Origin of the sequence: Acerihabitans sp. TG2 (assembly GCF_035013185.1) — a bacterium.
Classification (GTDB): Bacteria; Pseudomonadota; Gammaproteobacteria; order Enterobacterales; family Enterobacteriaceae; genus Acerihabitans.
In genome coordinates this window covers 1-26012 of record NZ_JAYGJO010000024.1, presented here as the reverse complement: position 1 = coordinate 26012, position 26012 = coordinate 1, and the positions used below count along the sequence as shown (strand labels likewise).

The following is a 26012-nucleotide window of genomic DNA, read 5'->3' as shown; positions in this document are numbered from 1 at the left end:
CAGCGCGAATACTGCCATGATGGCATATTGGGTTCTATCCATTGGATATCGGATTGATAGTGATGTGGTCAACGCTGACCGTTGGTATTGTTTTCGGAGAGTGGCATGCGAAGATGGGTTGTTGGGTTAATAAGCTGCACGTTGTTGGTTTTTTTTGCTGTGGCACCGGTGGTGGCTGCGCCAGGTTGGCAACCTCTCAAGGAAACTATCCGAAAAAGTAGTCAGGACCTGAGGCAATATCAGGCCATCCGGTTGGCGAATGACATGACAGTGCTGCTGGTCAGCGATCCCCAGGCGGTAAAATCACTTTCCGCCATCGCGGTTCCGGTAGGATCTCTTGAAAATCCGGATAATCAATTGGGATTGGCCCATTACCTGGAACATATGATCCTGATGGGTTCAACACATTACCCGCAACCGGGAAATCTGGACGAATTTCTGAAAAAGCACGGCGGCGACCATAACGCCAGCACCGCATCTTACCGCACGGCATTTTACCTTGAGGTGGAAAATGACGCTTTATTACCGGCGATCGACCGGCTGGCGGATGCGATCGCCAGCCCATTACTCGATCCAGGATACGCCGATAAGGAGCGCCATGCGGTCAATGCCGAACTCACCATGGCCCGGGCCAACGACAGTTTACGCATGGCGCAGATTCGTGCCGAAACCATCAATCCAGCTCATCCCGGTGCCCGTTTTTCGGGCGGTAATCTAGACACGCTACGCGATAAGCCCGGCAGCAATTTGCATCAGGCGTTAACCGCATTTTACCATCGCTACTACTCAGCCAATCTGATGGTGGCGGTCATTTATAGTAATCAGCCGCTGCCCCGGCTGGCGCAGATAGCGGCGCAGACCTATGGCCGTGTCGCCAACCATAACGCCAGCGTGCCTGACATTACCGTGCCGGTAGTGACACGTAAGCAGACCGGTATTCTGATTCATTATCAGCCGGTACAACCGCAAAAGACGTTGCGAGTCGAGTTTCCCATCGCCAATAACAGCAAGGCTTTTCGTAGCAAAACCGACACCTATATCAGTTATCTGATCAGTAATCGCAGTACCAATACCCTCGCGGACTGGCTGCAAAAACAGGGCCTGGCCGACGCTATTGACGCTGGTGCTGATCCAATGATCGATCGCAACGGTGGGGTGTTTGCCATCGCCGTCTCGTTAAGTGATAAAGGCTTTAGACAACGGGATGAGGTGGTGGCGGCCATTTTCAGTTATTTGAAAGAGTTGCGTGAAAAGGGGATACAACAGCAGTATTTTGATGAAATCGCCCATGTGTTGGATCAGGATTTTCGCTATCCGGTGATCACCCGCAACATGGACTATATCGAATGGCTGGTGGACGCCATGCTGAGGGTGCCGGTGGCACATGTGCTTGATGCTTCGTATCTGGCCGATCGTTACGACCCGCAGGCGATAGCCGCCCGCTTGGACAGCATGACGCCGGAAAATGCCCGTGTTTGGTTTGTCAGCCCCGACGAACCTCATGACAAAACCGCCTATTTTGTTAACGCGCCTTATCAGGTCGAGGCCATAACGCCGGAGCGCCTGGCGCTATGGCAACGGACCCAGGGGCAAATAGACTTGTCGCTGCCGGCGCTTAACCCCTATATTGCCAATGACTTTTCTTTGATTAAGCCGCAGAGCGCGCTCACACATCCGCAACTGATTATTGATGAGCCCGGTTTGCGGTTGCGTTATATGCCAAGCCGGTATTTCGCCGATGAACCCCGGGCGGATATCACCCTTAATTTTCGCAATCCCACTATCATGTCCAACGCCCGTGATCAGGTGCTTTACGCCATGATTGATTACATCGCCGGGCAGGATCTGGCCGAATTGAGCAATCAGGCCTATGTGGGCGGCATCAGTTTTTCCAGCTATGAAAACGATGGTTTGACCATCAAAGCCACCGGCTATACCCAGCGCCTGACGCCATTGGTGTTGAGCCTGGTCAATCGTTATGTGAGTTTTACCCCCACCGCAGATCAATTGACCCAGGCGAAAAGCTGGTATCTTGAGCAGCTTAACGGTACGGAAAAAGAAAAACCCTATGCCCAGGCGATGATTCCCTCAAAAGTGTTGTCGACGCTACCCTATGTGGAACGAGATACACGCCGGGCGGTGATAAACGACATTAGGTTACAGGATTTAATCGACTATCGTAATAACATGTTCAGGTCCGCATCCCTGGATATGCTGGTAGTGGGCAACCTGACTGCACCGCAGGCGACAGCCCTGGCCGCTGAGCTGAAAAAGCAGATCGGCTGGATGGGTACCGGGTGGCCACGTTCAAGCCAAGTACAAATCCGGCAAGCGCAGCGGGCCATCATCCAAAAAATCGGCGGCAGTACCGATTCAGCCCTGGCCGCAGTGTATGTGCCAACCGGTTACGACCGGGTGCAGGGTACCGCCTACAGCTATTTATTGTCGCAAATCATCGAGTCTTGGTTTTACCAGCAATTGCGCACCCGTGAGCAACTGGGATACGCGATCTTCAGCCTGCCAGTCTGTGTCGGGGAGCAGGGTGGCATCGGGTTTGTGTTGCAAAGCGGTACCCGCCAGCCGGCCTATCTTTATCAGCGCTACCAGGCCTTTTTCGACCAGGTTGAGCCGCGGTTACGTGCCTTGCCGCCGGCGGATTTCGAGCAATATAAACAAGGTATTATCAGCCAATTGTTACAGCAGCCCCAGACGTTAGGCGCAGAGGTAGACCGATATACCGATGAGATCGAGCACGACAATCCACAATTTGATACCCGTGATAAGCTCATTGCTCAACTGCACCAGATCACGTTGCCGCAACTGGCGGACTTTTTTCATCAGGCGGTGATTGAACCCAACGGGTTGGCGCTGTTATCGCAGATCGGTGTGAAGGGCCACGACCAAACCCAGTACGCTGCCCCGTCAGGTTGGGTCATCTATCCCAACGCCTCTGCGTTGCAGAAAACCTTGCCTGAGCTTACTCACCAGTAGAGGGATCAACGACTTTTGACCACGCACATTCTTGACCCGCTTACTTTGCCGCTACATGGGGCAAGCCTGATTGAAGCCTCGGCGGGCACCGGCAAAACCTATACCCTGGCCGCGCTGTATTTGCGTTTGCTGCTAGGGTTGGGCCAGCAGGCGGCGTATCCTCGTGCGCTAAGCGTCGAGGAGATACTGGTGGTCACTTTTACCGAAGCGGCCACTGACGAGTTGCGTGGGCGGATTCGGCAGAATATTCACCGCCTGCGGCTGGCCTGCGTACGCCGCAGCAGTGACGATCCGTTATTGCGCGATCTGTTGCAGCAGATCCCTGATTGTTTGCTTGCCGCCCGCCAGCTATTGGCCGCCGAACGGCAAATGGATAATGCGGCGATATACACCATCCACGGTTTTTGCCAACGAATGCTCAGCCAACACACCGTAGAATCCGGCATGATGTTCCAGCAAACGCTGGTGGAAGACGAGACGGCGCTGCGACGTCAGGTCTGTGCCGATTTTTGGCGTCGCCATTGTTATCCCCTGCCTTACGCCATCGCGCGGGTGGTCAATAAAGACTGGGACGGCCCCGAAAAACTGTTGGCGGAGTTATTGCCTTACATACAGGGCGAAGCACCGGTGGTGCGCAACCCACCGGATAAAACCGAATCCATTCACCAGCGCCATCAACGGATTGTCGCCGGGATTGATACTGTAAAGCAGCAGTGGCTGGCAGCGGCGGGGCAACTGTTGGACCTGATTAGCGGCTCTGGCGTTGATAAACGATCTTATAGCAGCAAAAACCTGCCTTTGTGGCTGGATAAAATCTCGGCCTGGGCCGCCATCACCACCGAAGATTATGAACTTCCCAAAGAACTCGAACGATTTCGTCAGTCGGTACTGACAGCCAAAACCCTCAAAGGCATAACACCGACACACCCGTTATTTGAGGCACTCGATCGGTTTTTTGATCACCGGTTGACCCTGCGCGAGCTGATATTCGTGCTGGCCCTGGATGAGATACGTCAGGCGCTGGAACAGGAAAAGCAGCGACGCGGCGAAATGGGGTTTGACGATCTGCTCAGCCATTTTGATCGGGCGTTACTCGGCCCTGGCGGTGAGGCACTGGCCCAATGGGTACGCGAGCACTATCCCGTGGCGATGATTGATGAATTTCAGGATACCGACCCGCAGCAATACCGCATTTTTCGCGCATTGTACGGTGACCAGCCGGACTGTGGCTTAGTGTTGATCGGTGATCCGAAACAGGCGATTTACGCATTTCGCGGCGCGGATATTTTTACCTATATGCGCGCCAGAGATGAAGTTAGCGCCCACTATAGCCTTGATACCAACTGGCGCTCATCTCCCGCCATGGTGGGCGCGGTCAATCGGTTGTTCCAGTCCGTGCCGCAGCCGTTTATCTTTGGGCAAATTCCCTTTTTACCGGTCTGCGCCGCTGGGCGTAATGCCGGATTAGCGCTGGAGGTCAGCCAGCAGATCCAACCGGCTATGACGTTTTGGTTGCAGCCCGGCGATGGGGTTGGCGTAAGCGAGTACCAACAAAGTATGGCTCGCCAGTGCGCCGTCAGTATTAACAATCTGCTGGCCGCCAGCCAACAGGGGCAAGCTTGGCTTACCGGTCTCGGGGAGCGCTCGCCTTTGCAGGCTTCGGATATTACCGTGCTGGTGCGTAACCGTCATGAAGCGACCTTGATTCGCGATGCGCTCAGTGCGTTATCGATTCCTGCGGTATACCTTTCAAATCGTGACAGTGTCTATGAAACGCCGGAAGCGCGTGAGTTGCTCTGGTTGTTACAGGCAATATTGATCCCCGACCGTGACAATGCCCTACGCTGTGCACTGGCAACCAGCCTCATGGGATTGGACTCTCAGGAAATTGACAGTACCAACAACGATGAGCTGGCCTGGGATGCACTGGTGGATGAATTTGCTGCCTACCGCCAGTTATGGCAACAGCGAGGTGTGTTACCCATGCTGAGCCAATTAATGAAACGGCATCACATGGCAGAAAATCTACTGGCAAGCGACAGCGGCGAGCGTCGATTAACCGACCTGTTGCACCTGGCCGAACTGTTGCAAGAGGCCTCTGGGCAGTTGGATAACGAACATGCACTGGTACGTTGGCTGGCGTTGCAGATAGAACTGCCGGATACCCATGCGGATAACCAGCAGTTGCGGTTGGAAAGCGACCGACTGTTGGTCCGTATCACCACGGTGCATAAATCGAAGGGACTTGAGTTCCCAGTGGTTTTTTTGCCGTTTATGGCGGATTTTCGAGCGCAAAAACGCCCGTTGTTCCACGACAGACAAGACTATAACGCCTGGCTCGATCTCTCGGCTTCCGCCGATAGCCTGGTGTTGGCGGAAGAGGAGCGTTTGGCGGAGGATTTGCGTTTGTTGTACGTCGCGTTAACCCGATCCATTTATCACTGCGCTATTGGCATCGCGCCGCTGTTTCGTGGCAATCGCGCCAAATCCGGTGATACTGATCTGCACTTAAGCGCCCTGGGTTATTTGATTCAACAGGGAAAATCCGGGGATGCCGCCTATTTGCAAAACCAGCTTGAGGCGCTGGTTGGGGAGAACATCGCGTTAGTTCCCCTTGGCCAGCCGGAGGTGCTACCGCGCCAGCCCGATTCGGACGATCGGCGGCGGCTGGCCGCACGCCATTTCCCCTCGCGCGCCCAGGATAACTGGCGCGTCACCAGCTATTCCGGTCTGCAGCAGCATGCTGGCTCAACGCCGTTGATGGATTTTCAACCCAAGTTGGACACCGACGCGGCCGGTGAACGCCAGGAAGACACGGACATCGCGCTCAATCCCCACACCTTTGCTCGCGGCGCCTCGCCGGGCACTTTTTTGCATGCGTTGTTTGAAACACTGGATTTTACCCAGCCGGTGGATGAAGTCTGGTTAAACGAACAATTATTACGCCACGCTATCGATGGCATCTGGCAGCCGGTGCTTTTGCACTGGATAACACGGGTACTGCATGCGCCCTTGAGCACGCAGGGTGTCATGCTGGCGGATATCAGTGCATCGGACAAACAGGTGGAACTGCAGTTCTACTTGCCAATTCAAGCCACAGTCACCGCCGAACGTCTGGATCATCTGTGTAAAACGTATGACCCACTGTCGGCCTGTTGCCCACCGCTGGATTTTCCTCAGGTGCGGGGTATGTTGAAGGGATTTATCGACCTGGTCTTTCGCTGGCACGGTCGTTATTACCTGCTGGATTATAAATCCAACTGGCTTGGCGAGGACAATGCCGCCTATACGCCTGAGGCTATGGCCCAGGCGATGGTGGAACATCGTTATGATTTGCAGTATCAATTATACACACTGGCGTTGCATCGCTATTTGCGCCATCGTCTGCTTGATTACGACTATCAACGGGACTTTGGCGGCGTGTTTTATCTGTTCTTACGCGGGGTTGCGGCGGATAACCCTGGCAACGGAGTGTTTTATTGCCGTCCCGAACCCGTTCTGATCGAACAACTCGATACCCTGTTCAGCGGTGAGACCGCCAACAACACTGAGGAAAAGTCCCGCTGATGGAGCAACTTTTAGCCCAGGCCCAACAACTGCGCCTTTTGCGCCCACTGGATACCCAGTTTGCCCGTATGCTGGCGCTGCCGAATGAGCCGGCCTTAATGCTGGCCTGTGCATGCCTAAGCGCTGACGCCGGTGCTGGGCATGTTTGTCTGCCGGTGGAGATGCTCACCCGAGACGGATTGTTTAACGGACGGCATCCGCAACTGGCTGAGACGGCCTGGTCGCTGGCCGGCAAGCTTTCAACTGACCAATGGCTATCGAGCCTGCTTTCGTCGGCAGCGGTGAGCGATGGTTCCCGGCCCACGCCGTTGGTGCTGGATAAGCAGCGTTTATATTTGCAACGCATGTGGCAAAACGAGAGCCGGGTGGCTGGGTTCTTTAATGCGATTCACCCCGAGCCGGTCGCGGATGAATCGGCGATTGAGGCGGTATTAAACCGTTTTTTTCCCCCGTCCGGGAATGAGGTGGATTGGCAAAAAGTGGCGGCGGCGGTGGCAATCACCCATCCAGTGGCCGTCGTGTCCGGTGGCCCGGGTACCGGCAAAACCACCACGGTAGCTAAAATGTTGGCTGCCATGCTGGTGCTGGCAGCAGGACAACGATTACGTGTTCAGTTGGCGGCGCCTACGGGAAAAGCAGCAGCCCGGCTGAGCGAATCCTTGGGAACGGCATTGCAAAGCCTTGCGCTTAACGACGATCAGCGCCGGCTGTTTCCCCGCGAAGCCGTCACCCTGCATCGGTTGTTGGGGGCTCAGCCCAATAGTCAGCGAATGCGTTACCACCAAGGCAACCCGCTGCATGTCGATATTTTGATCGTTGACGAGGCGTCAATGGTCGATTTGCCAATGATGGCAAATCTTATCGCCGCGCTGCCGCCGCAGGCAAAAGTGGTATTTTTGGGCGATCGCTGCCAATTGGCCTCCGTGGAAGCCGGGGCGGTATTAGGTGATATCTGTTGCTGCGCCGAGCAAGGATATAGCCCGGCGCGTAACCGCCAACTGCGACGGTTGACTGGCTGTGACCTGCCGGCCGGCGGAACCACCCCAGGACCTACGGCGGGGGATAGCCTGTGCTTATTGCGCAAAAGTTACCGCTTTGACGATCGCTCCGGCATCGGCCGGTTGGCCAACACAGTCAACACCGGTGACAGCCGCGGGGCGTTGGCCATGCTGAATGCGGGTCAAGATCCTGATGTGGTTTATGCGCCGATGCGCGATGCTGCTGATTATCCCCGTCTGCTTGAGGGGTGCCTGGCGGGCTATAGAGATTATTTGTCCCAGGTCAGGGCGGGGGAGAGTGCCAGTGTGATTCTGAGTGCGTTTAACCACTATCGCCTGTTGTGCGCCCTGCGTGAAGGACCTTTTGGGGTGGCGGGGCTCAATTTGCGTATTGAGCAGACCCTGTCCCATGCTGGCCTTATCACCCGTTCAACCGACAGTGCTGCCAGAGGATACGCCGGACGGCCGGTAATGATTACCCGCAATGCACCTTCACTCGGGCTTTATAATGGCGATATTGGTATTATGCTTAACACCCCATCGGGTGAGCTAAGGGTCCATTTCCCCCTGCCGGACGGGACGATCAAGGCGGTTCCTCTGAGCCGCCTGCCGGAGCATGAAACCGCCTTCGCCATGACGGTGCATAAAGCACAGGGCTCGGAATTCACCCATACGTCGCTGGTGCTACCCAATCAACACCTGCCGGTATTAACCCGAGAACTGCTCTATACAGCGATCACCCGGGCGCGGGAGCGGCTGTCGGTCTATGCCAATGATGATGTTGTGCATCGGGCTATTGCCACTCCCACCCAAAGGCGCAGCGGCCTCATCGACCGATTGATCGTTGCATCGGCCGGTTGAGTGTTATTGGCCGGTCAAATCCGCTACCAGTATCTTTGAGCGGCGATGATAATTATACAACGCCTGCTTCTGCTGGGGCAGTACCTCCACCTCAGCGGGCATAAAACCACGCTCTTGGAACCAGTGAATGCTGCGCGTGGTCAGCACGAACAATTTTTTTAATCCCATCTGTCGTGCTTGCTGGGTAACCTGCAGCAACAGCGTCTCTCCGCGCGATGAGCTGCGGTAGTCAGGATGTACCGCCACGCAGGCCATCTCGCCCAGACCGTCTTCCGGGAAGGGATAAAGCGCGGCACAAGCAATGGTCAGGTTATCCCGTTCTATAATGGTGAACTTATCGATCTCCATTTCCAATTGTTCTCGCGAGCGGCGCACTAAAATACCCTGTTGTTCCAAAGGACGGATTAATTCGAGGATGCCGCCGATATCGTTAATGGTCGCCCGGCGCACCTGTTCTGCGCTTTCCATGACGATTTGCGTACCGATACCTTCGCGGGAGAACAACTCTTGTACCAATGAACCATCATCCTGGTAGCTGATCAGATGACAGCGCCTGACGCCGCGCCGGCAGGCTTTGACTGCGCCACGCAGAAAACGCACGGTGCCGGACTGATAATCGCCCTGTTTTTCCAGCGCGTCGATGCGTAACTGGGCATCATTGGGAAACAACTCCGAAATAATCTCCCCGTTATCGTCAAATACTCCCTGCGATGAGCAGAAACCAATGATTTTTTCCGCTTTAAGTTTTATGGCTAACTGAGTGGCCACTTCCTCTGAGGTCAGGTTAAAACTTTCACCGGTTACCGACACCGCCACCGGGCCGAGCAGAACAATGGCGTTGCTGTCGAGCTGGCGATGGATCGCGTCGTCATCAATGCGGCGAATCCGTCCACTGTGACAATAGTCCACACCGTCGTCCACGCCCAAAGGTTGGGCAATAATAAAGTTACCGCTAACCACATTAATATGCGCTCCTTGCAAAGGCGTATTATTCAGGCTCATCGACAGGCGAGCGGTAATGTCCAGTTGCAGCAGGCCTGCCGCTTGTTTCACTAATTCCAGCGTCGGCGCGTCGGTCACACGGGTGTTTTTATGGTAGATGGGCTCGAGGTGATGCACCGCCAGGTTGGCATCAATTTGCGGCCGAGCACCGTAGACCAGCACCAACCTGATGCCCAAGCTATGAAGCAGGCCGATATCATTAACGATGTTGGCAAAATTATCATGTGCGATGGCTTCTCCACCTAACATGATGATAAATGTTTTGCCTCGATGGGCATTAATATAGGGAACTGAGTGACGAAAGCCTTGGACCAGTTCAGTACTACGTTCCTTCACGGCAAATCCTCTGTGAATGATTATTCTGATTTTGTGTATTTTTATTCTTTTAGTAGTCTGATGGCAAGTGGCAATTATTGCCATTTTTTTATGGTAACGAATCAAAAATAAACCTCGGACTATGCGCCTATCCTACTCTTGGACGCTACGGGCCGCGAGGCGTCGAATCTCCAGGTGTTTACTCAGGCAAATGAAGCCAGTGCTTAGCCTGGTCTATTCTATTCTTATGGGCAACTTTTATTGGGCAACTGTTCTTGGATAACTGTTCTTGGGTGACTTTTCTTGGGTAACCAAGGGGGAGGGGATCGCGGGACATTGCCAGATGACAGGCATAAAAAAACCCACTAATGTGGGTTGATTGCTGCGGTTTAATCATTACGTAAAATAAACCGTTAAAAGAAGTGGTTGCGGGGGCCGGATTTGAACCGACGACCTTCGGGTTATGAGCCCGACGAGCTACCAGGCTGCTCCACCCCGCGTCCGATATACTACACCTGTGAGCAGTCAGATGCTTACTTCTTTCACTATTTCTTTTTTACTGTTTTTTCTTGCTATTCGCTCAACGTGCTGCGAATGCTTAATTGGTTGCGGGGGCCGGATTTGAACCGACGACCTTCGGGTTATGAGCCCGACGAGCTACCAGACTGCTCCACCCCGCGTCCGTGGAAGCGCACTATACTCTGGACAGCTTTTGATGCAACCCCTTTTTGCGATTAATCGTCCACTATGATGATTTTTCTTTAAAAAGATGCCATTCCGTTTGTTTTGTAGCCAACTTTCCCGTTCAATTTACAATAATGCATTTATCTATTGATCGGCCTTTGCTATCGTTCGCTGCTTATACGTAAGCATATGGAACTGGCATGAGAACGCTATGAACAAACATTGGGTACACTATCTTTTCATCGGTCTGGTTTTTGCTATCTTGGCCGGTTGTTCGTCTCGCCCCACCGATCGCGGGCAGCAATATAAAGATGGTCACCTTACTCAGCCATTTGGACTGGTCAATGAGCCTAATGCGAAAGGGCGCCCCGTTAACGCCAAGGATTTTGCCGATCAGGTAACCGAGACACAATATGCCTCTGCCAGCCTCTATCGCCGCAATAGCGCCAACTTCGAGGCGGTGGAACGTTGGGTACAGGCGGGCGGGGATACCCGGCAATTAGCCCAGTTCGGCATCAAGGCCTACCAAATGGAGGGCGTGGATAATTTCGGCAATGTACAGTTCACTGGCTACTATACCCCGGTGATCCAGGCACGCTATACCCGGCAGGGCGCGTTCCAATACCCGCTTTATCGCATGCCCCCGCGTGGTAAAAACCGCAAATTGCCCGAACGTGCTGCAATCTATGCGGGCGCGCTGGAAGGACGCAATTTGGCCATTGCTTACAGCAATTCGCTGATGGATAATTTCATGATGGAAGTTCAGGGCAGCGGCTACGTAGACTATGGCGACGGCCGGCCGATGATGTTCTTCGGTTATGGCGGTAGAAATGGCCACGCTTACCGCAGTATAGGTAAAGTCTTGATTGACCGTGGTGAGATCGCGCGCGCGGATATGTCGATGCAGGCGATTCGCCAGTGGGCTTCCCGACACAGCGAAAGCGAGGTACGCGAGCTACTGGAACAGAATCCTTCCTATGTATTCTTCAAACCCATTCCCTTTGCTCCGGTTAAAGGTGCCAGTGCAGTACCGCTGGTGGCTAAAGCCGCGGTGGCCTCGGATCGTTCGTTAGTGCCAGCCGGCACCACTCTGCTCGCCGAAGTGCCGCTACTCGACGACAAAGGCAAGTTCACCGGCAAATACGAGTTGCGCTTAATGGTGGCGCTGGACGTCGGTGGTGCCATTAAAGGGCAGCATTTTGATATGTATCAGGGCATAGGTACCGAGGCCGGTCATGCGGCGGGCTACTATAACCACTATGGCCGGGTTTGGGTGCTCAAAGGCAACCAGACCAGTGCCTCGTTGTTCCAGACCACTAATGCCAATAGTGTTGGCAGCCAGGGCGCCACTGGCCAGGTACAACTCACCTACGACGATTAGCGCCGGCCGTAGTATTATCCGATCAGTTGAGGTGGTAACTATAATGAGTCAGTTTTCAGAAGACTATGCGCAGCGTTTCGGCGGCACCGCGCGGTTGTACGGCCAGCTGGCGCTGGGCGTATTTTCCCGTGCCCATGTGTGCGTCATCGGTATCGGCGGGGTCGGATCCTGGGCGGCTGAAGCGCTGGCGCGTACCGGGATCGGTGCCATCACCCTGATTGATATGGATGACGTGTGCGTGACCAATACCAATCGGCAGATTCATGCCCTGCGCGAGCAGGTGGGGCAACCGAAAACCGAAGTTATGGCTGCGCGTATCGCCTCCATTAATCCTGAATGCGTCGTCACCTGCGTTGATGACTTTATCAGCGCTGACAATGTGGCCAACCTGCTGGATCGCGGTTTTGATTATGTCATCGACGCCATTGACAGCGTGGGACCCAAGGCGGCGCTGCTTTCTTATTGCCGTCGCTATAAAATCCCGGTGGTAACTGTCGGTGGCGCGGGGGGACAAATCGATCCCACCCGCATTGCCGTTGCTGACCTGGCAAAAACCATTCAGGATCCGTTGGCGGCAAAATTACGTGAACGTCTAAAGCATGACTTCAACGTGGTTAAAAATAGCAAAGGCAAGCTGGGGATTGACTGTGTCTACTCCACCGAGCACCTGGTCTATCCACAACCTGATGGCACGGTTTGTCCATCCCCTTCTACCGCCGTGGGGCCCAAACGTATGGATTGCGCCTCGGGGTTTGGTGCGGCCACGATGGTAACCGCCAGCTTCGGGTTTATCGCGGTCGCTCATGCGCTTAAAAAAATGTTGGCCAGGGCCCAGCGGCATGCCTCAACCGCCATAGCTGTCGACGATGGAACCAATGCGCCCGGCAATCGCTGCCAGACCACTGGCACGGCTGACGTTTAGCTCGGCGCGCAGCCCCAACGTATCGAACCATGCCAGCGGATCCTCGCCGCAAAGCTGCGCGGGAGGTTTCCCCTCCACACCGGTCAGCACTATCGCCAGCAGCCCTTTGACAATACGTCCGTCGCTGTCGGCATAAAAGTGCAGCGTACCGTCGGACAGTTGTTGGTGACCAAGCCATACGCGATTCTCACAGCCGGTTAAAAGGGTTGCCGGGGTCTTGAGTGACTCGGGTAGTGCTGGCAGCATTTTGGCCAACATAATAATTTGCCGTAGGCGATCTTCCCACTGTGGGCAATGGGCAAAACGTCGTATGAGTTCGTTACCATCAATATCATGACCAAACGGATGGTCGCCTAGCAATAGATCGTGCATAAAATATCCGATTGTTCAGTCAGTCCCGCAATAAGAATAACGCTTTTTCCACCGCCAGCACCAACCGGTCCACTTCCTCCACGGTGTTATAGGGTGCAAAGGAGGCGCGTAGCGTACCGGAGACGCCCAGGGCGGCCATCAGCGGCTGGGCACAGTGCTGCCCGGCGCGCAGGGCAATACCCTCCTTGGCCAGGATGGTCGCGATATCCTGGTGATGTATGCCGCAAAATTCAAACGACAGCAGAGGTGAATCGGCGCAGCGAAACGATCGAAAGCCCGCGATGTGCGCCAGTCGGGCCTCGGCCAAGGCGGCCAACTGGGCACTATGGTGTTCAGCGGCGGCCATATCGTGTTGCCCCAGCCAATCCAATGCGGCACCTAGACCTATTGCTCCGGCAATATTAGGGGTACCTGCTTCAAAACGCAGCGGAATATCCTGAGGGGTAAAACCGCTAAACGACGCATCGGTCAGCATTTTACCGCCGCCCTGCCAAGGCGGCATCATACTCAACAGTCGTGGCGTTCCATATAACACGCCGATGCCGGTCGGCCCATACAGTTTATGGCCGGAAAATGCGTAAAAATCGATCCCCAATCGCTGCAGATCCGGTGGCCGGTGTACTACCCCTTGTGCACCGTCGAGCATGATCACCGCCGTCGAACCTTGGCGAATGACCTGTACGATATCGGCCAGATCCGGACATCCACCGGTCACATTGGACATCTGGCTGATGGCCACAATGCGGGTTCTGTCATTGAGCAGCCGTACCAAGGCGCGCCGATCCGGCAGTAAATCGTCGCCTAGCGGCCATTTGATCACCTTGGCCCCGGTCTGTTGGGCTACCATAAGCCAAGGGATCAGGTTGGCATGATGTTCTGCTTCGCTGACCAATATTTCATCATTCGGTAATAGCCGGGGCCGGGCATAACTTTGCGCTACCAGGTTGATTGACTCGGTCGTGCCGCGGGTCCACACAATGCTCTGTGCCGCCGGGGCGTTAATCCAGCTCGCCACCTTGACCCGAGCCTGCTCATAATGTTCGGTGATCGAGATTGCACCCTGGTACTGGCTGCGGTGGACATTACCGCCTTCATGACGATAAAACCGGTCGGTGGCCTCAATCACCACGTCCGGTTTGAGCGCAGTAGCGGCGCTGTCCAGATAGACGACTTCTGCTCGCAAGGCCGGAAAATGGCGCCGGAACGCGTTAACATCAAATTTGGCCATCAGTGGTCCTTATGCAATCTTATCTCCCGACTCAGCGCCGGATACCAGTTTGCCGACTGTTACGGAATTGTCCTATTATCGCCGGCTAAACACCCTATATGACAGGATTTAATCCCGTTTTGTGGAAAAAAGCCTAATGGTTGTTATGCTAATACCACGCGGTGAACAAATGCATCTACTTACATACCACGCTACGTTGCCTACGTGGTCGAGATCCCCACCACCATGGCGGGACACCGCACGTTTTATTGGCAATTTCTATTCAGCAAGGAGTTAATGATGAAAAAGACAGCAGCGGTAATATCTGCTTTTATGTTTGCCCTTACGCTAAGTGCATGTTCTAGTAATTATGTCATGCATACCAGTGATGGCCGTACCATCGTGGCGTCGGGCAAACCTAAAGTTGATGATGAAACCGGTATGATCAGTTATGAAGACGCCAACGGTGTTCAACAGCAGATCAACCGTTCCGATGTGAAAGAAATGATGGAAGCACAGTAAAGTAGGTGCGGCCAATAGGCTTGCAGCAAGTAGGAGCCGAAATAAAAAGGCACCGCGTGTGCGGTGCCATTACTCGAACAGGGTAACCCCGTCATCTTTTTTGCTGCGGCCGCATTGGCGGCGTTCATTCACCCAAATCACGTTGTAAGCGCTTCGGGATCCTTTCGCTTGCCGCCTGACTGCAACCCGAAAGCGATAGGGTATCTATTGAGAATAACGGAAAACAAATAGCGGGATACGACCGAGTGGCAGAGGTTCTGCCAAAAGGGATGATGCTATTCTTTATAGACCTGAAAAACAGGCCAAAATGTGCAAACACAACATCACGTTGCTTACCAAAAACACCCGCCAAAAAGCCTTTTCGAATCGCCGAGCGACAACATCATCAGCCTAAATGGCACGGTCATCATCACACCATAACTATTCAAACCTATTCATTTTACTGCAGTATTCGAGCCTGCTTTTCGTACTGGCTGGTTAGCGCGGATAACTATAGGTATTTGCTGGTGCATCTACAAAGGACAAATTATAATGCCTCGGATAAAAAAAACTAATAGGTGAAGCATTGGTGCTGTACTTATCCTTTGGCGCAAAAGAGTGTTCCGCTCATGTCTAAACGCTTACCTCCGCTCAACGCCTTGAGGGTATTTGATGCGGCAGCTCGCCACTTAAGTTTTACCAAAGCGGCTGAGGAGCTTTTTGTTACCCAGGCTGCGGTCAGCCACCAAATAAAATCGTTGGAGGATTTTCTCTGTCTGAAGCTGTTTCGCCGACGTAACCGTTCGTTGCTGCTCACCGAGGAGGGGCAAAGCTACTACCTGGAGATCAAAGAGATTTTCTTGGCTTTGGCCGACGCCACACGCCGCCTGCAGTCGCGCAGCGCCAAAGGCGCGTTAACCGTCAGCCTATTACCGAGTTTTGCCATACAATGGCTGGTGCCGCGCCTGTCGAGTTTCAATGCAGCCTGGCCGGGGATCGACGTGTTGATTCAGGCGGTGGACCGGGAGGAGGACAAACTGGCGGATGATGTCGACGTGGGGATATTTTACGGTCGTGGCAATTGGCCTGGCCTGCGGGTTGAGAAGCTGTACGTGGAATATTTGTTGCCGGTATGCGCGCCAGTGTTGTTAAGTGGCGCGCATCCGTTGAAAACGCCTGAGGATCTGGCTCAGCATACGCTGTTACATGATGCCTCGCGCCGGGATTGGCAGGCGTATACCCGCCAACTGGGTTTAAACCACATCAACGTTCAGCAGGGGCCGATTTTCAGTCACAGCGCCATGGTCTTGCAGGCGGCGATCCATGGGCAGGGCGTGGCATTGGCCAACAATGTGATGGCGCAAACGGAGATTGAGGCTGGCAGACTGGCGTGCCCATTTAACGATGTGCTGGTCAGTAAAAATGCTTTTTATCTGGTTTGTCATGACAGCCAGGCGGAAGTGGGTAAAATAGCCGCCTTTCGTCAATGGATTATTGGCCGAGCAGCCACTGAACAAGAAAAATTTCGTTCTCGTTACACCCCATAGTTTAACTATCAGGATCTTTAAAATGCGTAGTCGCGCAATGTTGGTTTTTGCCGCCATGAGTGGTTTGATTTTCGTCGCGCTGGGGGCCTTCGGCGCCCATATATTAAGCCAGTCGCTATCGGAAAAGGAAATGGCCTGGCTGAGAACCGGCCTGGAGTATCAGGCGTTCCATACCTTGGCTATCATGGCGTTGGCCACTGCCATGCAACGTAATGCCAGTGTATGGTTTTACTGGAGCGGCGCGCTGTTGGCGCTGGGTGTTGTTCTGTTCAGCGGTAGCCTATACTGCCTGGTCTTGTCACATTTACACCTGTGGGTCTATATCACCCCCATCGGTGGCGTGTGCTTTATCGCCGGATGGATTTTGATGTTAATCGGCGCGTTGCGTCTGAATAATAAGGCCAATCGCCATGAATAAAGTTATTTTGTACTGCCGTCCTGGATTTGAAAAGGAGTGTGCCGCAGAAATCAGCGAAAAAGCCGGTACGCTGGATATCTTTGGTTTTGTCCGGGTAAAAGACAACAGCGGTTATGTTATTTTTGAATGCTATCAGCATGACGAAGCGGATAAGCTGATTCGCGAACTGCCCTTTCGCGACCTGATTTTTGCGCGGCAAATGTTGCTGACCGGGGAACTGTTGCGCGACCTGCCTGTTGATGATCGGATCACACCCATTGTCGGTATGCTGACCGGCGCGATACAGGGTGCTGGGGATTTGCGTGTTGAAGTAGCGGACACCAACGAAAGCAAGGAACTGATGAAGTTCTGCCGCAAATTTACTGTGCCGCTGCGCGGCGCGCTGCGCGCACAGAAAATTCTCGCTACCCGCGAAGAGGCTTTTCGTCCGGTCATTCACGTGTTTTTTATTGCGCCCGGTTGTTGTTATGTGGGGTATTCCTACAGTAACAATAATTCGCCATTTTATATGGGCATTCCGCGTCTTAAATTTCCGTCGGATGCGCCCAGTCGTTCAACGCTAAAACTGGAAGAGGCCTTTCACGTTTTTATCCCTCAAGATGAATGGGATGAACGCCTAGGCAGTGGTATGTACGCGGTTGATTTGGGCGCCAGCCCCGGCGGCTGGACCTATCAATTGGTGAGACGCAGTATGATGGTACATGCAGTGGATAATGGTGCCATGGCAGAAAGTCTGATGGCCACCGGGCAGGTGATACATCACCAGGCCGACGGTTTTAAGTTTGAACCTCCGCGTAATAATGTCTACTGGCTGGTCTGCGACATGGTGGAAAAACCCAGTCGGGTTGCCCAACTGGCCACTGATTGGATAGTTAACGGCTGGTGCCGCGAAGCTATTATCAATCTTAAGCTCCCGATGAAAAAGCGTTATGAAGAGGTGAGGCAGAACCTGGCGCTGGTGCGTGATGCCTTGCTCGAAAATGGCATCCATTCCGAAGTGCATGCCAAACAGCTATACCACGATCGCGAAGAAGTCACGGTGCATATCCGCCGCTTCTGGAGCGCGGTCCCTGGGCGCCGCGACGAGCGTTGATCGTGATGCAATCTTCTGGCTGGACGGCGGTTAACGCGCCGTGGGCACTTTCGCCAGCCGGAGTTGTTGCAGATTACCATCCAGCTGGATGTCGGTATCCAGGGTGGACACCTGCCGGCAGAGGAACGCCATTTCCCGGTGTTGTTCAAGCCGTTGGCGCAGTTTATCCGCCACGTCATCCAAATGCTGATATAGCGCGGTTAATGAACCTGCACTGTTGATAAGCTGGGCGGCGGTTTTCGGACCGATGCCCGCTACGCCTGGGATTTTACTGCCGCTAATGCCGGCCAAACCCCAATAATCAATGAGTTGCCCCGGTTGAACGCCGAACGTTTGGGTCACAAAGGGTAAATCCAGCCAGCGTTTTTGAAAATAATCTCTGATCTGGATTGATGGCGACAGCAGTTGGCAATAACCTTTATCCGTAGAAACCAAGGTTACGCGGTGACCGGCGCTGGCCACTTTATGCGCCAGCGTCGCCGCCACATCATCCGCCTCGTAACCAGACATTTGCCAGCACCGGATACCAAGCTGTTCGAAAGCCTGTTTAATCACCGGCAGCAGGGCATGCAGGTCTTCCGGCATTGGTGTGCGTCCGCTTTTATAGCCCGGCAGGCGCTGGTGCCGCCAGCTCTCATGGCGTTCATCGTCATCAAATACCGCCACGCCGTGGGACGGCTCACTGTGCATTATCAACTGACGCAGTGCGTTGCCACAGGCAGCGGCGCAGGATGCGCCTTGTACCGCGTGGATACGGCGGATTAAATTTAATGCGTCAACAATCAATAAATGAACCGCCATGAATACCATCCTGATAAAGGAGTGCGGCGGGCGCCGCACTGGGCTGCGCTCTTCCTTAAAGGCAAATCTCATAGCAGGGAATATAGGTGCTGCCGGGCAGTTTCATGCGATGCTGCGCGACAAAACTCTGCAACAATACATCCATGCGTTTCATGATCTCCGGATCACCGCGAAGCTTATAGGGGCCAAACTGCTCTATTAACTTGATGCCATTCTCTTTTACATTGCCGGACACAATACCCGAAAAGGCGCGGCGCAGCGCTGCGGCCAACTGTTCAGCGGGTTGGTTGCGGTGCAGGTTCAGGTTGGCCATATTTTCATGGCTCGGTTCAAACGGATGCTGCAAATCAGCCGCGATGCGCAATGACCAATTAAAGCTGTAGGCGTCGCCGGTATTACGGCGGTTCTCTTTGACTTCAGGCATGGATTTTTTCATGCGTCTGGCCACTTCCGGCGCATCGTCGATAATGATGGTGTAATAACGGCGTGCCTGTTCGCCCAGGGTGCTGACAACAAACTCATCCAACACCCGGAAGTAGTCGGCGCTGATCGCGGGTCCGGTCAGTATCAGAGGTAACACCTGATCTTTATTTTCCGGATTCATCAGGATACCCAACAGATACAGCAACTCTTCGGCAGTGCCCACGCCGCCAGGGAATATGATAATGCCATGGCCGATGCGGACAAACGCTTCCAGCCGTTTTTCTATATCCGGCATGATGATCAGTTCATTGACCAGTGGATTTGGTGGCTCGGCAGCGATGATTGAGGGCTCGGTCATACCAATGAAACGGCCTTCCTTGTAACGTTGTTGCGCGTGGCCGACCGCGGCGCCCTTCATTGGGGCTTCCATGGCGCCCGGTCCGCAGCCGGTGCAGATATTGAGCTCACGCAAGCCTAACTGGCTGCCCACTTTACGGGCGTAGAGATATTCGGTGGCATTGATCGAGTGTCCCCCCCAGCAAACGATCATATTGGGCGCTTCGCTCACATGCAGGCCGCGGGCATTACGCATGATGGAGAACACCAGATTGGTGATATGGACCGAATTTTCCAGATTAAGGCCCTGATGATAACCGGCGGTGGCAATCTGTCCGTTGACGAACAGGATATCGCGCAGCACCGCGAACAGGTTGGCCTGTAACGACCGAATGATGCGGCCATCGACAAAGGCCTCTTCGGGGGGGTTAACCAGCTCCAGTTTTACGCCGCGTTCGCGGCGCAACACATTAATATCGAAATCCTGATAACGATCCAACAGCTCTTTGCTGCTGTCAGTCTGGCTTCCCGAGTTCAATACTGCCAGTGAGCAGTTGCGAAACAGCCGATATAGATCGCTGCTGGCGGTGCGTTTAAGCATATCGACTTCGAGTTGTGATAATAAATCCATTGAGCCAAGAGGGCTGATATGCGTAATCAAATAATAACTCCTTGTTGTGCTATGCCCGCGCAACATTGCTATTCCAAAGGAAAAATAGGGTCCGGATGGCATGGGTTACCGTCGGTGTTGCTGCCTGACGGTGTCACCAGGTTAACCTTAATGTTCTTGGTCTTGCTTTACCACAGGAAACCCGCCGATCACGCATTTACTGCGTACCGGACCGCATTATTGGCGCACAAGACGGTTTAATGACGGGGTGAAATGGGTATTGCTGCGCCATGGATTGATGTCCAACCCACCGCGGCGGGTATACCGCGCATACACCGATAATCGCTCCGGTCGGCAAAAACGCATCAGGTCGGTATAAATGCGCTCAACACACTGCTCGTGGAATTCATTGTGATGGCGAAATGATACCAGATATCGCAGTAGTGCTTCGCGATTGATGCGCGCACCACGATAAGCGATCTGGATAGAACCCCAGTCCGGCTGGTGGGTGATCAGACAGTTGGATTTCAGCACGTGGCTGACCAGGGTTTCGCTCACGGGGGTCGGGTCTGCGATGGCATTCACCAGCCAATCGGAGGTGAAAGTATAATCATCGATGGTGATATCCTGTTCATCAATACACAGGCCGTCAAAATCACTGATGGTGCGTTGGGTCATCTCGTGGAGCCGGAACAACGCCACCTCCACGTCACCCACCGCACAGCGTGAGAGATCGCGAATCAGGGTTTCGCGCACCGTTGGCCAATCGGCAAAGCGGGTTTGATTAAAACTATTCAGATACAGTTTGAAACTCTTCGACTCAATCAGGTTAAGACTGGTGGCATTAAGGCTTATTTCGCCCACAGCGACCTGCGGAACCCCCTTTTCATTGAGCCAAGAGAGTTCGTAAAGCGTCCAGATGTCGGCACCATGGAAGGGTAAATTATCGCCGTCTATCCCCAGCGGATCGCGATTAAGCGCCCGTGGTACCCCCTGCAGCAGCGTCGCATCATAGTGGTCGCGATAGGCGGTAGGTTTGCCCAGGGTCAACCGCCCCAGGGTTTGGTCATGGTTGTATGCGGACATAATGGATTATCCTGGATTCTCCCTGTTACAATGCGCGTAGTGTAACGTAGAGAGCCGCAAGATGAGAGAAATTATGGATGACCAAGTGTCACAGGCATTGCGGGTTTTTACCCAGAGGTATATCGCGTATTGGCAAATCTGTACCGGCCATCCGCCCGCCAGCAAGGCGCTGTTTGGTGTATCGTCTCCTTGTGTGGTGGACGAGGACGAAGAACAGGTTTACTGGTTACCTCGCCAACCGGAGTGCGAACTGACGTTGGATGGAGTAGAGCGAGCGTTGGAGTTGCAACTGCAGCCGGCTGCGCAGGCATTTTACTGCAGTCAGTTGGCCGGTGATATGTTAGTTAGCTTCGATGGCCACCCGTTGGAGCTGTTACAGGTGTGGAGCGAAACGGACGCGGTGCGCATTCAGGAAAATCTGATCGGTCATCTGCTCATGCAACGGCGGCTTAAGTTGCCGCCAACCCTATTTATTGCGACTACCGACGCTGAGTTAAGCCTGGTTTCGCTGAGCAACCTTACCGGTGAGGTGCTGTTAGAAGAGATTGGCCGAAAAACCTACAGCGTACTGGCACCGACCCTGCAAGACTTCCTCGGCCGGCTTGAACCGCGAGTGCTGTAAAATTAGCCGCAAATGTATTGAATATTTTGTAAGAGATATCTTACAACGAATGTACGACATCACTTATAATTTTAATTGAATATTGGCTAATAGACGAAATTAATCCAATTTTATCAATCAATTAATTAGCAAGGTTAATTTTTCGAATAAGTCTATTCTGCATCAGCATAAAAAACTACCTTGTTTAACACGGGAGATTAGGCGATCTTATTTCCTCAATTTTATTGCTTGCCGGCGTTTACCCGCGGACAGATGACAAACATGGACTCGGTTCGGGATGAACCCAAACAGGGACAGTCTCATGATGAGGCTAAAAGAATCCAGGATGATGACGGGGACACCTCCAGGCTGGAGAATGTGAGCGGGTCAGGGATTTACCAGCAGGGCGGGATCGCCTGAGGATATACGTTAGATGACGTAGGCGGCTTTCACGGATTGAAATTGCTGACACGGAACGTTGCCAAGTTATCGTCAATATAACGCGCATCATGGATGGTAGCAGGGAGCATAAGTATAGCAGGATTGCTATAAACGAACCGGGGGTACTGTTTCGACAGTACCCCTTTTTCTTTATGCGCCGGGCATGGCGCGTAGCGACTTGACGGGCGCTGTCCCTTGATTGTGGTGGTTAGGGGGCGACTTGGAGTTGCATGGTCAGTTCCAGCGTTGTAAATGAACCGCCGTATAGGGAACCGTACGTACGGTGCTGGGAGAGGACGGCGGTCGTGAGACCGCTCCCTACTCGAACCTTAAAATTAGCCCATGTATTAATTTTATTTTGACTCTAATTAGCTTATGGGTTAATGTTTTTTACGGCGAGATGAGAGGATGTTTACTTTAAAATATCATAATGATGCAGTGTTGGAGTTTAAATCAATGCCTGCTGACATTAGGGCTAAGTTGGCCAAGCTACTCGATAAATTAGAAGCCGATCCCCGTGCGCTTAGGGAGCCAGATACAAAACCACTTGGTGATGGCCTCTTTGAAATTCGCACAATGGGCACGGATATATCAAGAGGGTTATGGGTATATCAGGCAGGCAAACAAATATATATGTTGCGGTTTTTTATCAAAAAAAACCCAAAAATCCCAAAAGGCGAGAAAGCGTTAGCTCTGCGTAGATTAGAGGAAATGATAAATGCAAAACTTTAAAACCCACAAAGAAATCATGTCCGAAATGCTGAATGATGATCCTGAATTTAGGGCTGCGTATGAAGAGGAAACGCGTAAAGAGCTGTTACGTGAAGTCTTGGCGGGGTGGCGTAAAAAAGAGAACCTGACTAAAGCTGAAGTTGCTGCCCGTATGGGCGTTAAACCTCCGGTTGTGACGCGAATGGAAAATAATATTACTAAAGTGAGTATTGATACCCTCACTCGTTACGCCCGAGCATGTGGTATTACTCATCCAAAAATTTCACTGTATTAAGTGTGTGATCCATAAACATCGTTTCACTATAATGGCTAATTATAAACAGGGAAATTCAGCCGCGACTACAGTGGGTAAAACTCTATGAAACGTCTTATCCTGCGATAGGCCCCCAATCGTAATAGGCGCTGCTGTGTATTCATATGATATGCAGCTTAAACGGGGTTGCATACATATGTTGGAGCACGTCAAAAAGCAACTTCCTGATAGCGAATTGAACCAATGCAGGGCGACTCAATGAGGTCAACCCAAGAAATCCTTGTCTGATATGAGAGTTCATGCACTGCGGGCTATAGCAGAAATGCAAAGCTTTTCAGCAACTTTATTCAAAATTCCATCACCATCTGTGCTAGCCGGAAAAATTGACGATCAAGCGGAACCGCGTCAACGTGATCGCCGACGTGCATGAATAAACTTATGATACATTATAGGTCGCTCCGGCGGTCTTTTTTAATGGGTGCGCCGGACATGGCGCGTAGCGACTTGACGGGCGCTGTCCCTTGATCGTGGTGGACCGATTAATCCAACAGACCATCCAACAATACCTTACCCCGTACTACGAGCCTGAGTTCTTCGCCTGTGAGAGCACGGTGGTTGTAATCCCGGCCCCTACTCGAACGCCTGGCTCCGGGCGGGGTTCGGTGCTATGCTTTCACGTTTTGTTAACCAGGCGCGGCAGGCCTGACGCTTGGAGTATAAGATGGATTTTCACCAACAGATTCGTCAACTTTTGTTTGAAGTAGAGCAGGCAATGCAGGCATTGTCGATGTGGCAGGCACAACCGCCGGCCCGTGAGGCTTTCGACAGTGTTGAACCGTTTTCTATTGATACTATGTGTCCGGAGCAATGGCTTCAGTGGATATTGCTGCCGCGCATGCATGCCTTGCTCGACCAGCGGGCACCGTTGCCGCAGCGCTTTGTTATTGCGCCTTATTTCGAACAAGCCATGCCGCAGGCGACCAGGCTGTTGGTATTACTTCGCCAGCTTGACGAGGCGCTGAACATTGATTTTCCCCCCGGATCCCCAGGCGCAGGCGCATAAACCAACATGATTGAAATTTGTTACCAAGATGAGTATTTAGTGGCGGTCAATAAGCCCGCTGGTTGGTTGGTTCACCGTAGCTGGCTTGACCGGCGTGAAAAAATTGTGGTCATGCAAACGGTACGCGACATGCTGGGGCAGCATGTGTTTACGGTACACCGTTTGGATCGCCCCACTTCTGGCGTGTTATTGTTGGCCCTTTCCAGTGAAGTGGCACACACCCTCTCAGGCCAATTTGAACAGCATCAGGTCAGTAAAACCTACCATGGGGTGGCGCGGGGATATCTGGACGGCGACGGCACCATCGATTACGCATTGACGCCAGAACTCGATAAAATCGCCGATAAGTTTGCCCAGCCTGATAAAGCGCCACAGCCGGCGGTAAGTCATTATCGCGCGCTGGCACGGGTGGAAATGCCGGTGGCTATCGGCCGTTATCCAACGTCCCGCTATACCCTAATCGAGCTTTCGCCGGAAACCGGGCGCAAGCACCAACTGCGCCGTCATATGTCCCATTTGCACCATCCCTTGATCGGTGATTCCACCCATGGAGATTTACGTCAGAATCGCGGTTTTGCCCGAATGTTTGAATGTCCACGTCTGATGTTGCATGCCAGTTCTTTGATGCTAAACCACCCGGTAACCGGCAAACCGTTAAAAATCAATGCCGGATGGGACCAGACCTGGCAAAACCTGATGGTGCGGTTTGGTTGGAGCGGGATTCTCCCTGATTTTGAAAGGGTTGAGTTTCCCACCGCATCACGTCAGGATATGGCATCTTCAACGCTTAACCCATGAATGGGAGTCAATTCAATGGCCCAAATAGGTATTTTTGTCGGGACGGTATACGGTAACGCTTTGTTGGTGGCCGAGGAAGCGGAGGCCCTGTTGGCCGAGGCTGGCCATGACGTTAAAATCTTTGACGAGGGTACGCTAGAATCATGGCAGTTCTATCGCCATCATTACGCATTGGTTATCACCTCAACCACCGGCCAAGGTAATTTACCCGATTCTATTGTGCCGTTGTTCCAGGCGATAAAAGATCAGGTGGGTTACCAGCCGGAACTGCATTATGGCTTAATCGCCCTAGGTGATAGTAGTTACGATAATTTTTGCGGCGCAGGGCACACCTTTGACGCCTTGCTGCAAGAGCAAGGTGCGACGCGGGTCGGCGAACTATTAGAAATCGATGCGCTGCAGCACCCGGAACCGGAGACCGTTGCCATCCCGTGGGTTAAAAAATGGGCGCAACTGATCGCACATTAACCGCCTAACAAACCCCGCAGTGATCGTGCAACGGGGTTTGTCGGGAACACCACCGACTCAATTTACTCTTTATGGCGGGTCAACTTTTCCAGGTCAGCCTCAATTTCCGCAATTTTATGAGATACCACACTGTCAAGGTGACGTAGGTCTTCCAGAATTTTATGTTTTAAGTCCACCTCAGTTTGATCGCGCAAACAAAGCTTGTCCAACTCATCGATCACATATCGCAAATTTGGGCTGATTTCGTTAATTTCACGATAGCCTTCGGCCACATTATCGGAAACGACAGTCTTACGCTGACGTGGATACTTGAATTTCACGCTTTTGGCAAAAAACTCACCTTTATCCCGTCGAAAATAAATTTTCAGAATATCGTTATTGGCTTCCTGACGCAGGCTATAACGGTCGATATCGTCCGGGTGATTAACGCCAAGGCTTTTAAGATTATCGTACATAGCACTACCTCTGGTATGAAATGGCCGGTTGCCCGAGAATGATTATGACGCCCTTAGGTGTCAAAAGATGTGATTAATAGCTTAGC

Annotated in this window: 23 protein-coding genes and 2 tRNA genes; 16 read left to right on the top strand and 9 right to left on the bottom strand. The window is 52.9% G+C overall.

The features are described 5' to 3' along the window. Nucleotides 1–105 precede the first annotated feature (105 nt). From ptrA to recD, 3 genes are read left to right on the top strand one after another with little or no spacing between them, the layout of a single operon-like run. On the top strand, nucleotides 106–2991 hold the full coding sequence (gene ptrA, locus SJI19_RS18510) for a pitrilysin (protein ID WP_323479743.1): 2886 nt from the start codon (nucleotides 106–108) through the stop codon (nucleotides 2989–2991). Nucleotides 2992–3006: 15 nt separating this feature from the next. Then, nucleotides 3007–6558 (top strand): exodeoxyribonuclease V subunit beta, encoded by a 3552-nt coding sequence (gene recB, locus SJI19_RS18505; protein WP_323479742.1) that lies wholly within the window; start codon nucleotides 3007–3009, stop codon nucleotides 6556–6558. Continuing rightward, entirely contained in the window at nucleotides 6558–8417 is a 1860-nt protein-coding gene (recD, locus tag SJI19_RS18500) for an exodeoxyribonuclease V subunit alpha (RefSeq protein WP_323479741.1), read from the top strand. The genes recB and recD overlap by 1 nt, the downstream gene beginning before the upstream one ends. Nucleotides 8418–8420: 3 nt before the next feature. Here the strand turns inward: recD and argA are convergent, their stop codons facing one another. The 3 genes from argA to SJI19_RS18485 all read right to left on the bottom strand — a co-directional run bounded on the left by argA (nucleotide 8421) and on the right by SJI19_RS18485 (nucleotide 10414). Further along, nucleotides 8421–9755 carry an amino-acid N-acetyltransferase gene (gene argA, locus SJI19_RS18495; protein ID WP_323479740.1) on the bottom strand — a complete coding sequence of 445 codons (1335 nt, stop codon included), beginning with the start codon at nucleotides 9753–9755 and terminating at the stop codon, nucleotides 8421–8423. A gap of 402 nt (nucleotides 9756–10157) precedes the next feature. After that, nucleotides 10158–10234, bottom strand: a tRNA-Met gene (locus SJI19_RS18490). A gap of 103 nt (nucleotides 10235–10337) precedes the next feature. Continuing rightward, nucleotides 10338–10414: transfer RNA gene (locus SJI19_RS18485), tRNA-Met, on the bottom strand. A 215-nt stretch (nucleotides 10415–10629) separates the two neighbouring features. Between SJI19_RS18485 and mltA the strand changes: the two genes are divergently transcribed. Both mltA and tcdA read left to right on the top strand, forming a co-directional pair. Next, complete coding sequence (gene mltA, locus SJI19_RS18480) at nucleotides 10630–11799, top strand: murein transglycosylase A (protein ID WP_323479739.1); 1170 nt, start codon at nucleotides 10630–10632, stop codon at nucleotides 11797–11799. A gap of 43 nt (nucleotides 11800–11842) precedes the next feature. Then, on the top strand, nucleotides 11843–12721 hold the full coding sequence (gene tcdA, locus SJI19_RS18475) for a tRNA cyclic N6-threonylcarbamoyladenosine(37) synthase TcdA (protein WP_416347566.1): 879 nt from the start codon (nucleotides 11843–11845) through the stop codon (nucleotides 12719–12721). On the opposite strand, the gene csdE is transcribed toward tcdA, so the two are convergent. Next, nucleotides 12644–13093 carry a cysteine desulfurase sulfur acceptor subunit CsdE gene (gene csdE / locus SJI19_RS18470; protein WP_323479738.1) on the bottom strand — a complete coding sequence of 150 codons (450 nt, stop codon included), beginning with the start codon at nucleotides 13091–13093 and terminating at the stop codon, nucleotides 12644–12646. The genes tcdA and csdE overlap by 78 nt on opposite strands. A gap of 19 nt (nucleotides 13094–13112) precedes the next feature. After that, nucleotides 13113–14321 carry a cysteine desulfurase CsdA gene (gene csdA / locus SJI19_RS18465; RefSeq protein ID WP_323479737.1) on the bottom strand — a complete coding sequence of 403 codons (1209 nt, stop codon included), beginning with the start codon at nucleotides 14319–14321 and terminating at the stop codon, nucleotides 13113–13115. Between the two features lie 279 nt (nucleotides 14322–14600). Between csdA and SJI19_RS18460 the strand changes: the two genes are divergently transcribed. The 4 genes from SJI19_RS18460 to rlmM all read left to right on the top strand — a co-directional run bounded on the left by SJI19_RS18460 (nucleotide 14601) and on the right by rlmM (nucleotide 17859). Further along, a complete protein-coding gene (locus tag SJI19_RS18460; RefSeq protein ID WP_323479795.1) occupies nucleotides 14601–14822 on the top strand; it encodes a YgdI/YgdR family lipoprotein in 222 nt (73 codons plus the stop codon). A gap of 608 nt (nucleotides 14823–15430) precedes the next feature. Beyond that, nucleotides 15431–16348: a transcriptional regulator GcvA gene (locus tag SJI19_RS18455; protein ID WP_323479736.1), complete on the top strand. Its 918-nt coding sequence runs from the start codon at nucleotides 15431–15433 to the stop codon at nucleotides 16346–16348. A 22-nt stretch (nucleotides 16349–16370) separates the two neighbouring features. Continuing rightward, on the top strand, nucleotides 16371–16766 hold the full coding sequence (locus tag SJI19_RS18450) for a DUF423 domain-containing protein (protein ID WP_323479735.1): 396 nt from the start codon (nucleotides 16371–16373) through the stop codon (nucleotides 16764–16766). Next, nucleotides 16759–17859, top strand: a complete 1101-nt coding sequence (gene rlmM / locus SJI19_RS18445; RefSeq protein WP_323479734.1) for a 23S rRNA (cytidine(2498)-2'-O)-methyltransferase RlmM — start codon at nucleotides 16759–16761, stop codon at nucleotides 17857–17859. Before SJI19_RS18450 ends, rlmM begins: the two co-directional genes overlap by 8 nt. Before the next feature lie 30 nt (nucleotides 17860–17889). On the opposite strand, the gene xni is transcribed toward rlmM, so the two are convergent. From xni to queF, 3 genes are all read right to left on the bottom strand, one after another. Beyond that, nucleotides 17890–18660: a flap endonuclease Xni gene (gene xni / locus SJI19_RS18440; protein WP_323479733.1), complete on the bottom strand. Its 771-nt coding sequence runs from the start codon at nucleotides 18658–18660 to the stop codon at nucleotides 17890–17892. Nucleotides 18661–18715: 55 nt separating this feature from the next. After that, on the bottom strand, nucleotides 18716–20080 hold the full coding sequence (ppnN, locus tag SJI19_RS18435) for a nucleotide 5'-monophosphate nucleosidase PpnN (RefSeq protein WP_323479732.1): 1365 nt from the start codon (nucleotides 20078–20080) through the stop codon (nucleotides 18716–18718). A gap of 186 nt (nucleotides 20081–20266) precedes the next feature. Next, nucleotides 20267–21115 carry an NADPH-dependent 7-cyano-7-deazaguanine reductase QueF gene (queF, locus tag SJI19_RS18430; RefSeq protein WP_323479731.1) on the bottom strand — a complete coding sequence of 283 codons (849 nt, stop codon included), beginning with the start codon at nucleotides 21113–21115 and terminating at the stop codon, nucleotides 20267–20269. A 73-nt stretch (nucleotides 21116–21188) separates the two neighbouring features. Between queF and syd the strand changes: the two genes are divergently transcribed. The 7 genes from syd (at nucleotide 21189) to SJI19_RS18395 (ending at nucleotide 25471) form a co-directional block, all read left to right on the top strand. Further along, on the top strand, nucleotides 21189–21737 hold the full coding sequence (syd, locus tag SJI19_RS18425) for a SecY-interacting protein (protein ID WP_323479794.1): 549 nt from the start codon (nucleotides 21189–21191) through the stop codon (nucleotides 21735–21737). 261 nt (nucleotides 21738–21998) lie between these two features. Then, nucleotides 21999–22136, top strand: a complete 138-nt coding sequence (locus SJI19_RS18420) for a hypothetical protein (RefSeq protein ID WP_323479730.1) — start codon at nucleotides 21999–22001, stop codon at nucleotides 22134–22136. Nucleotides 22137–22565: 429 nt separating this feature from the next. Next, complete coding sequence (locus tag SJI19_RS18415; RefSeq protein WP_323479729.1) at nucleotides 22566–22889, top strand: type II toxin-antitoxin system RelE/ParE family toxin; 324 nt, start codon at nucleotides 22566–22568, stop codon at nucleotides 22887–22889. A 16-nt stretch (nucleotides 22890–22905) separates the two neighbouring features. Continuing rightward, complete coding sequence (locus SJI19_RS18410) at nucleotides 22906–23163, top strand: helix-turn-helix domain-containing protein (RefSeq protein ID WP_416347568.1); 258 nt, start codon at nucleotides 22906–22908, stop codon at nucleotides 23161–23163. Nucleotides 23164–23863: 700 nt separating this feature from the next. Then, on the top strand, nucleotides 23864–24205 hold the full coding sequence (locus SJI19_RS18405) for a YqcC family protein (RefSeq protein ID WP_323479727.1): 342 nt from the start codon (nucleotides 23864–23866) through the stop codon (nucleotides 24203–24205). Between the two features lie 6 nt (nucleotides 24206–24211). After that, a complete protein-coding gene (gene truC, locus SJI19_RS18400) occupies nucleotides 24212–25003 on the top strand; it encodes a tRNA pseudouridine(65) synthase TruC (protein ID WP_323479726.1) in 792 nt (263 codons plus the stop codon). A 15-nt stretch (nucleotides 25004–25018) separates the two neighbouring features. Further along, nucleotides 25019–25471, top strand: coding sequence for a flavodoxin (locus tag SJI19_RS18395; protein ID WP_323479725.1), 453 nt, complete (start codon nucleotides 25019–25021; stop codon nucleotides 25469–25471). Between the two features lie 62 nt (nucleotides 25472–25533). On the opposite strand, the gene SJI19_RS18390 is transcribed toward SJI19_RS18395, so the two are convergent. Next, nucleotides 25534–25926 carry a DUF3461 family protein gene (locus tag SJI19_RS18390; protein WP_323479724.1) on the bottom strand — a complete coding sequence of 131 codons (393 nt, stop codon included), beginning with the start codon at nucleotides 25924–25926 and terminating at the stop codon, nucleotides 25534–25536. Between the last annotated feature and the right edge of the window lie 86 nt (nucleotides 25927–26012).

What these genes read in the sequence shown, in the direction of transcription:
- ptrA (WP_323479743.1), top strand. Translation starts at nt 106, where the DNA reads ATGCGAAGATGGGTTGTTGGGTTAATAAGCTGCACGTTGTTGGTTTTT.
- recD (WP_323479741.1), top strand. Translation starts at nt 6,558, where the DNA reads ATGGAGCAACTTTTAGCCCAGGCCCAACAACTGCGCCTTTTGCGCCCA.
- mltA (WP_323479739.1), top strand. Translation starts at nt 10,630, where the DNA reads ATGAACAAACATTGGGTACACTATCTTTTCATCGGTCTGGTTTTTGCT.
- tcdA (WP_416347566.1), top strand. Translation starts at nt 11,843, where the DNA reads ATGAGTCAGTTTTCAGAAGACTATGCGCAGCGTTTCGGCGGCACCGCG.
- csdE (WP_323479738.1), bottom strand. Translation starts at nt 13,093, where the DNA reads ATGCACGATCTATTGCTAGGCGACCATCCGTTTGGTCATGATATTGAT.
- csdA (WP_323479737.1), bottom strand. Translation starts at nt 14,321, where the DNA reads ATGGCCAAATTTGATGTTAACGCGTTCCGGCGCCATTTTCCGGCCTTG.
- SJI19_RS18460 (WP_323479795.1), top strand. Translation starts at nt 14,601, where the DNA reads ATGAAAAAGACAGCAGCGGTAATATCTGCTTTTATGTTTGCCCTTACG.
- SJI19_RS18455 (WP_323479736.1), top strand. Translation starts at nt 15,431, where the DNA reads ATGTCTAAACGCTTACCTCCGCTCAACGCCTTGAGGGTATTTGATGCG.
- SJI19_RS18450 (WP_323479735.1), top strand. Translation starts at nt 16,371, where the DNA reads ATGCGTAGTCGCGCAATGTTGGTTTTTGCCGCCATGAGTGGTTTGATT.
- rlmM (WP_323479734.1), top strand. Translation starts at nt 16,759, where the DNA reads ATGAATAAAGTTATTTTGTACTGCCGTCCTGGATTTGAAAAGGAGTGT.
- xni (WP_323479733.1), bottom strand. Translation starts at nt 18,660, where the DNA reads ATGGCGGTTCATTTATTGATTGTTGACGCATTAAATTTAATCCGCCGT.
- queF (WP_323479731.1), bottom strand. Translation starts at nt 21,115, where the DNA reads ATGTCCGCATACAACCATGACCAAACCCTGGGGCGGTTGACCCTGGGC.
- syd (WP_323479794.1), top strand. Translation starts at nt 21,189, where the DNA reads ATGGATGACCAAGTGTCACAGGCATTGCGGGTTTTTACCCAGAGGTAT.
- SJI19_RS18420 (WP_323479730.1), top strand. Translation starts at nt 21,999, where the DNA reads ATGGACTCGGTTCGGGATGAACCCAAACAGGGACAGTCTCATGATGAG.
- SJI19_RS18415 (WP_323479729.1), top strand. Translation starts at nt 22,566, where the DNA reads ATGTTTACTTTAAAATATCATAATGATGCAGTGTTGGAGTTTAAATCA.
- SJI19_RS18410 (WP_416347568.1), top strand. Translation starts at nt 22,906, where the DNA reads ATGTCCGAAATGCTGAATGATGATCCTGAATTTAGGGCTGCGTATGAA.
- SJI19_RS18405 (WP_323479727.1), top strand. Translation starts at nt 23,864, where the DNA reads ATGGATTTTCACCAACAGATTCGTCAACTTTTGTTTGAAGTAGAGCAG.
- truC (WP_323479726.1), top strand. Translation starts at nt 24,212, where the DNA reads ATGATTGAAATTTGTTACCAAGATGAGTATTTAGTGGCGGTCAATAAG.
- SJI19_RS18395 (WP_323479725.1), top strand. Translation starts at nt 25,019, where the DNA reads ATGGCCCAAATAGGTATTTTTGTCGGGACGGTATACGGTAACGCTTTG.
- SJI19_RS18390 (WP_323479724.1), bottom strand. Translation starts at nt 25,926, where the DNA reads ATGTACGATAATCTTAAAAGCCTTGGCGTTAATCACCCGGACGATATC.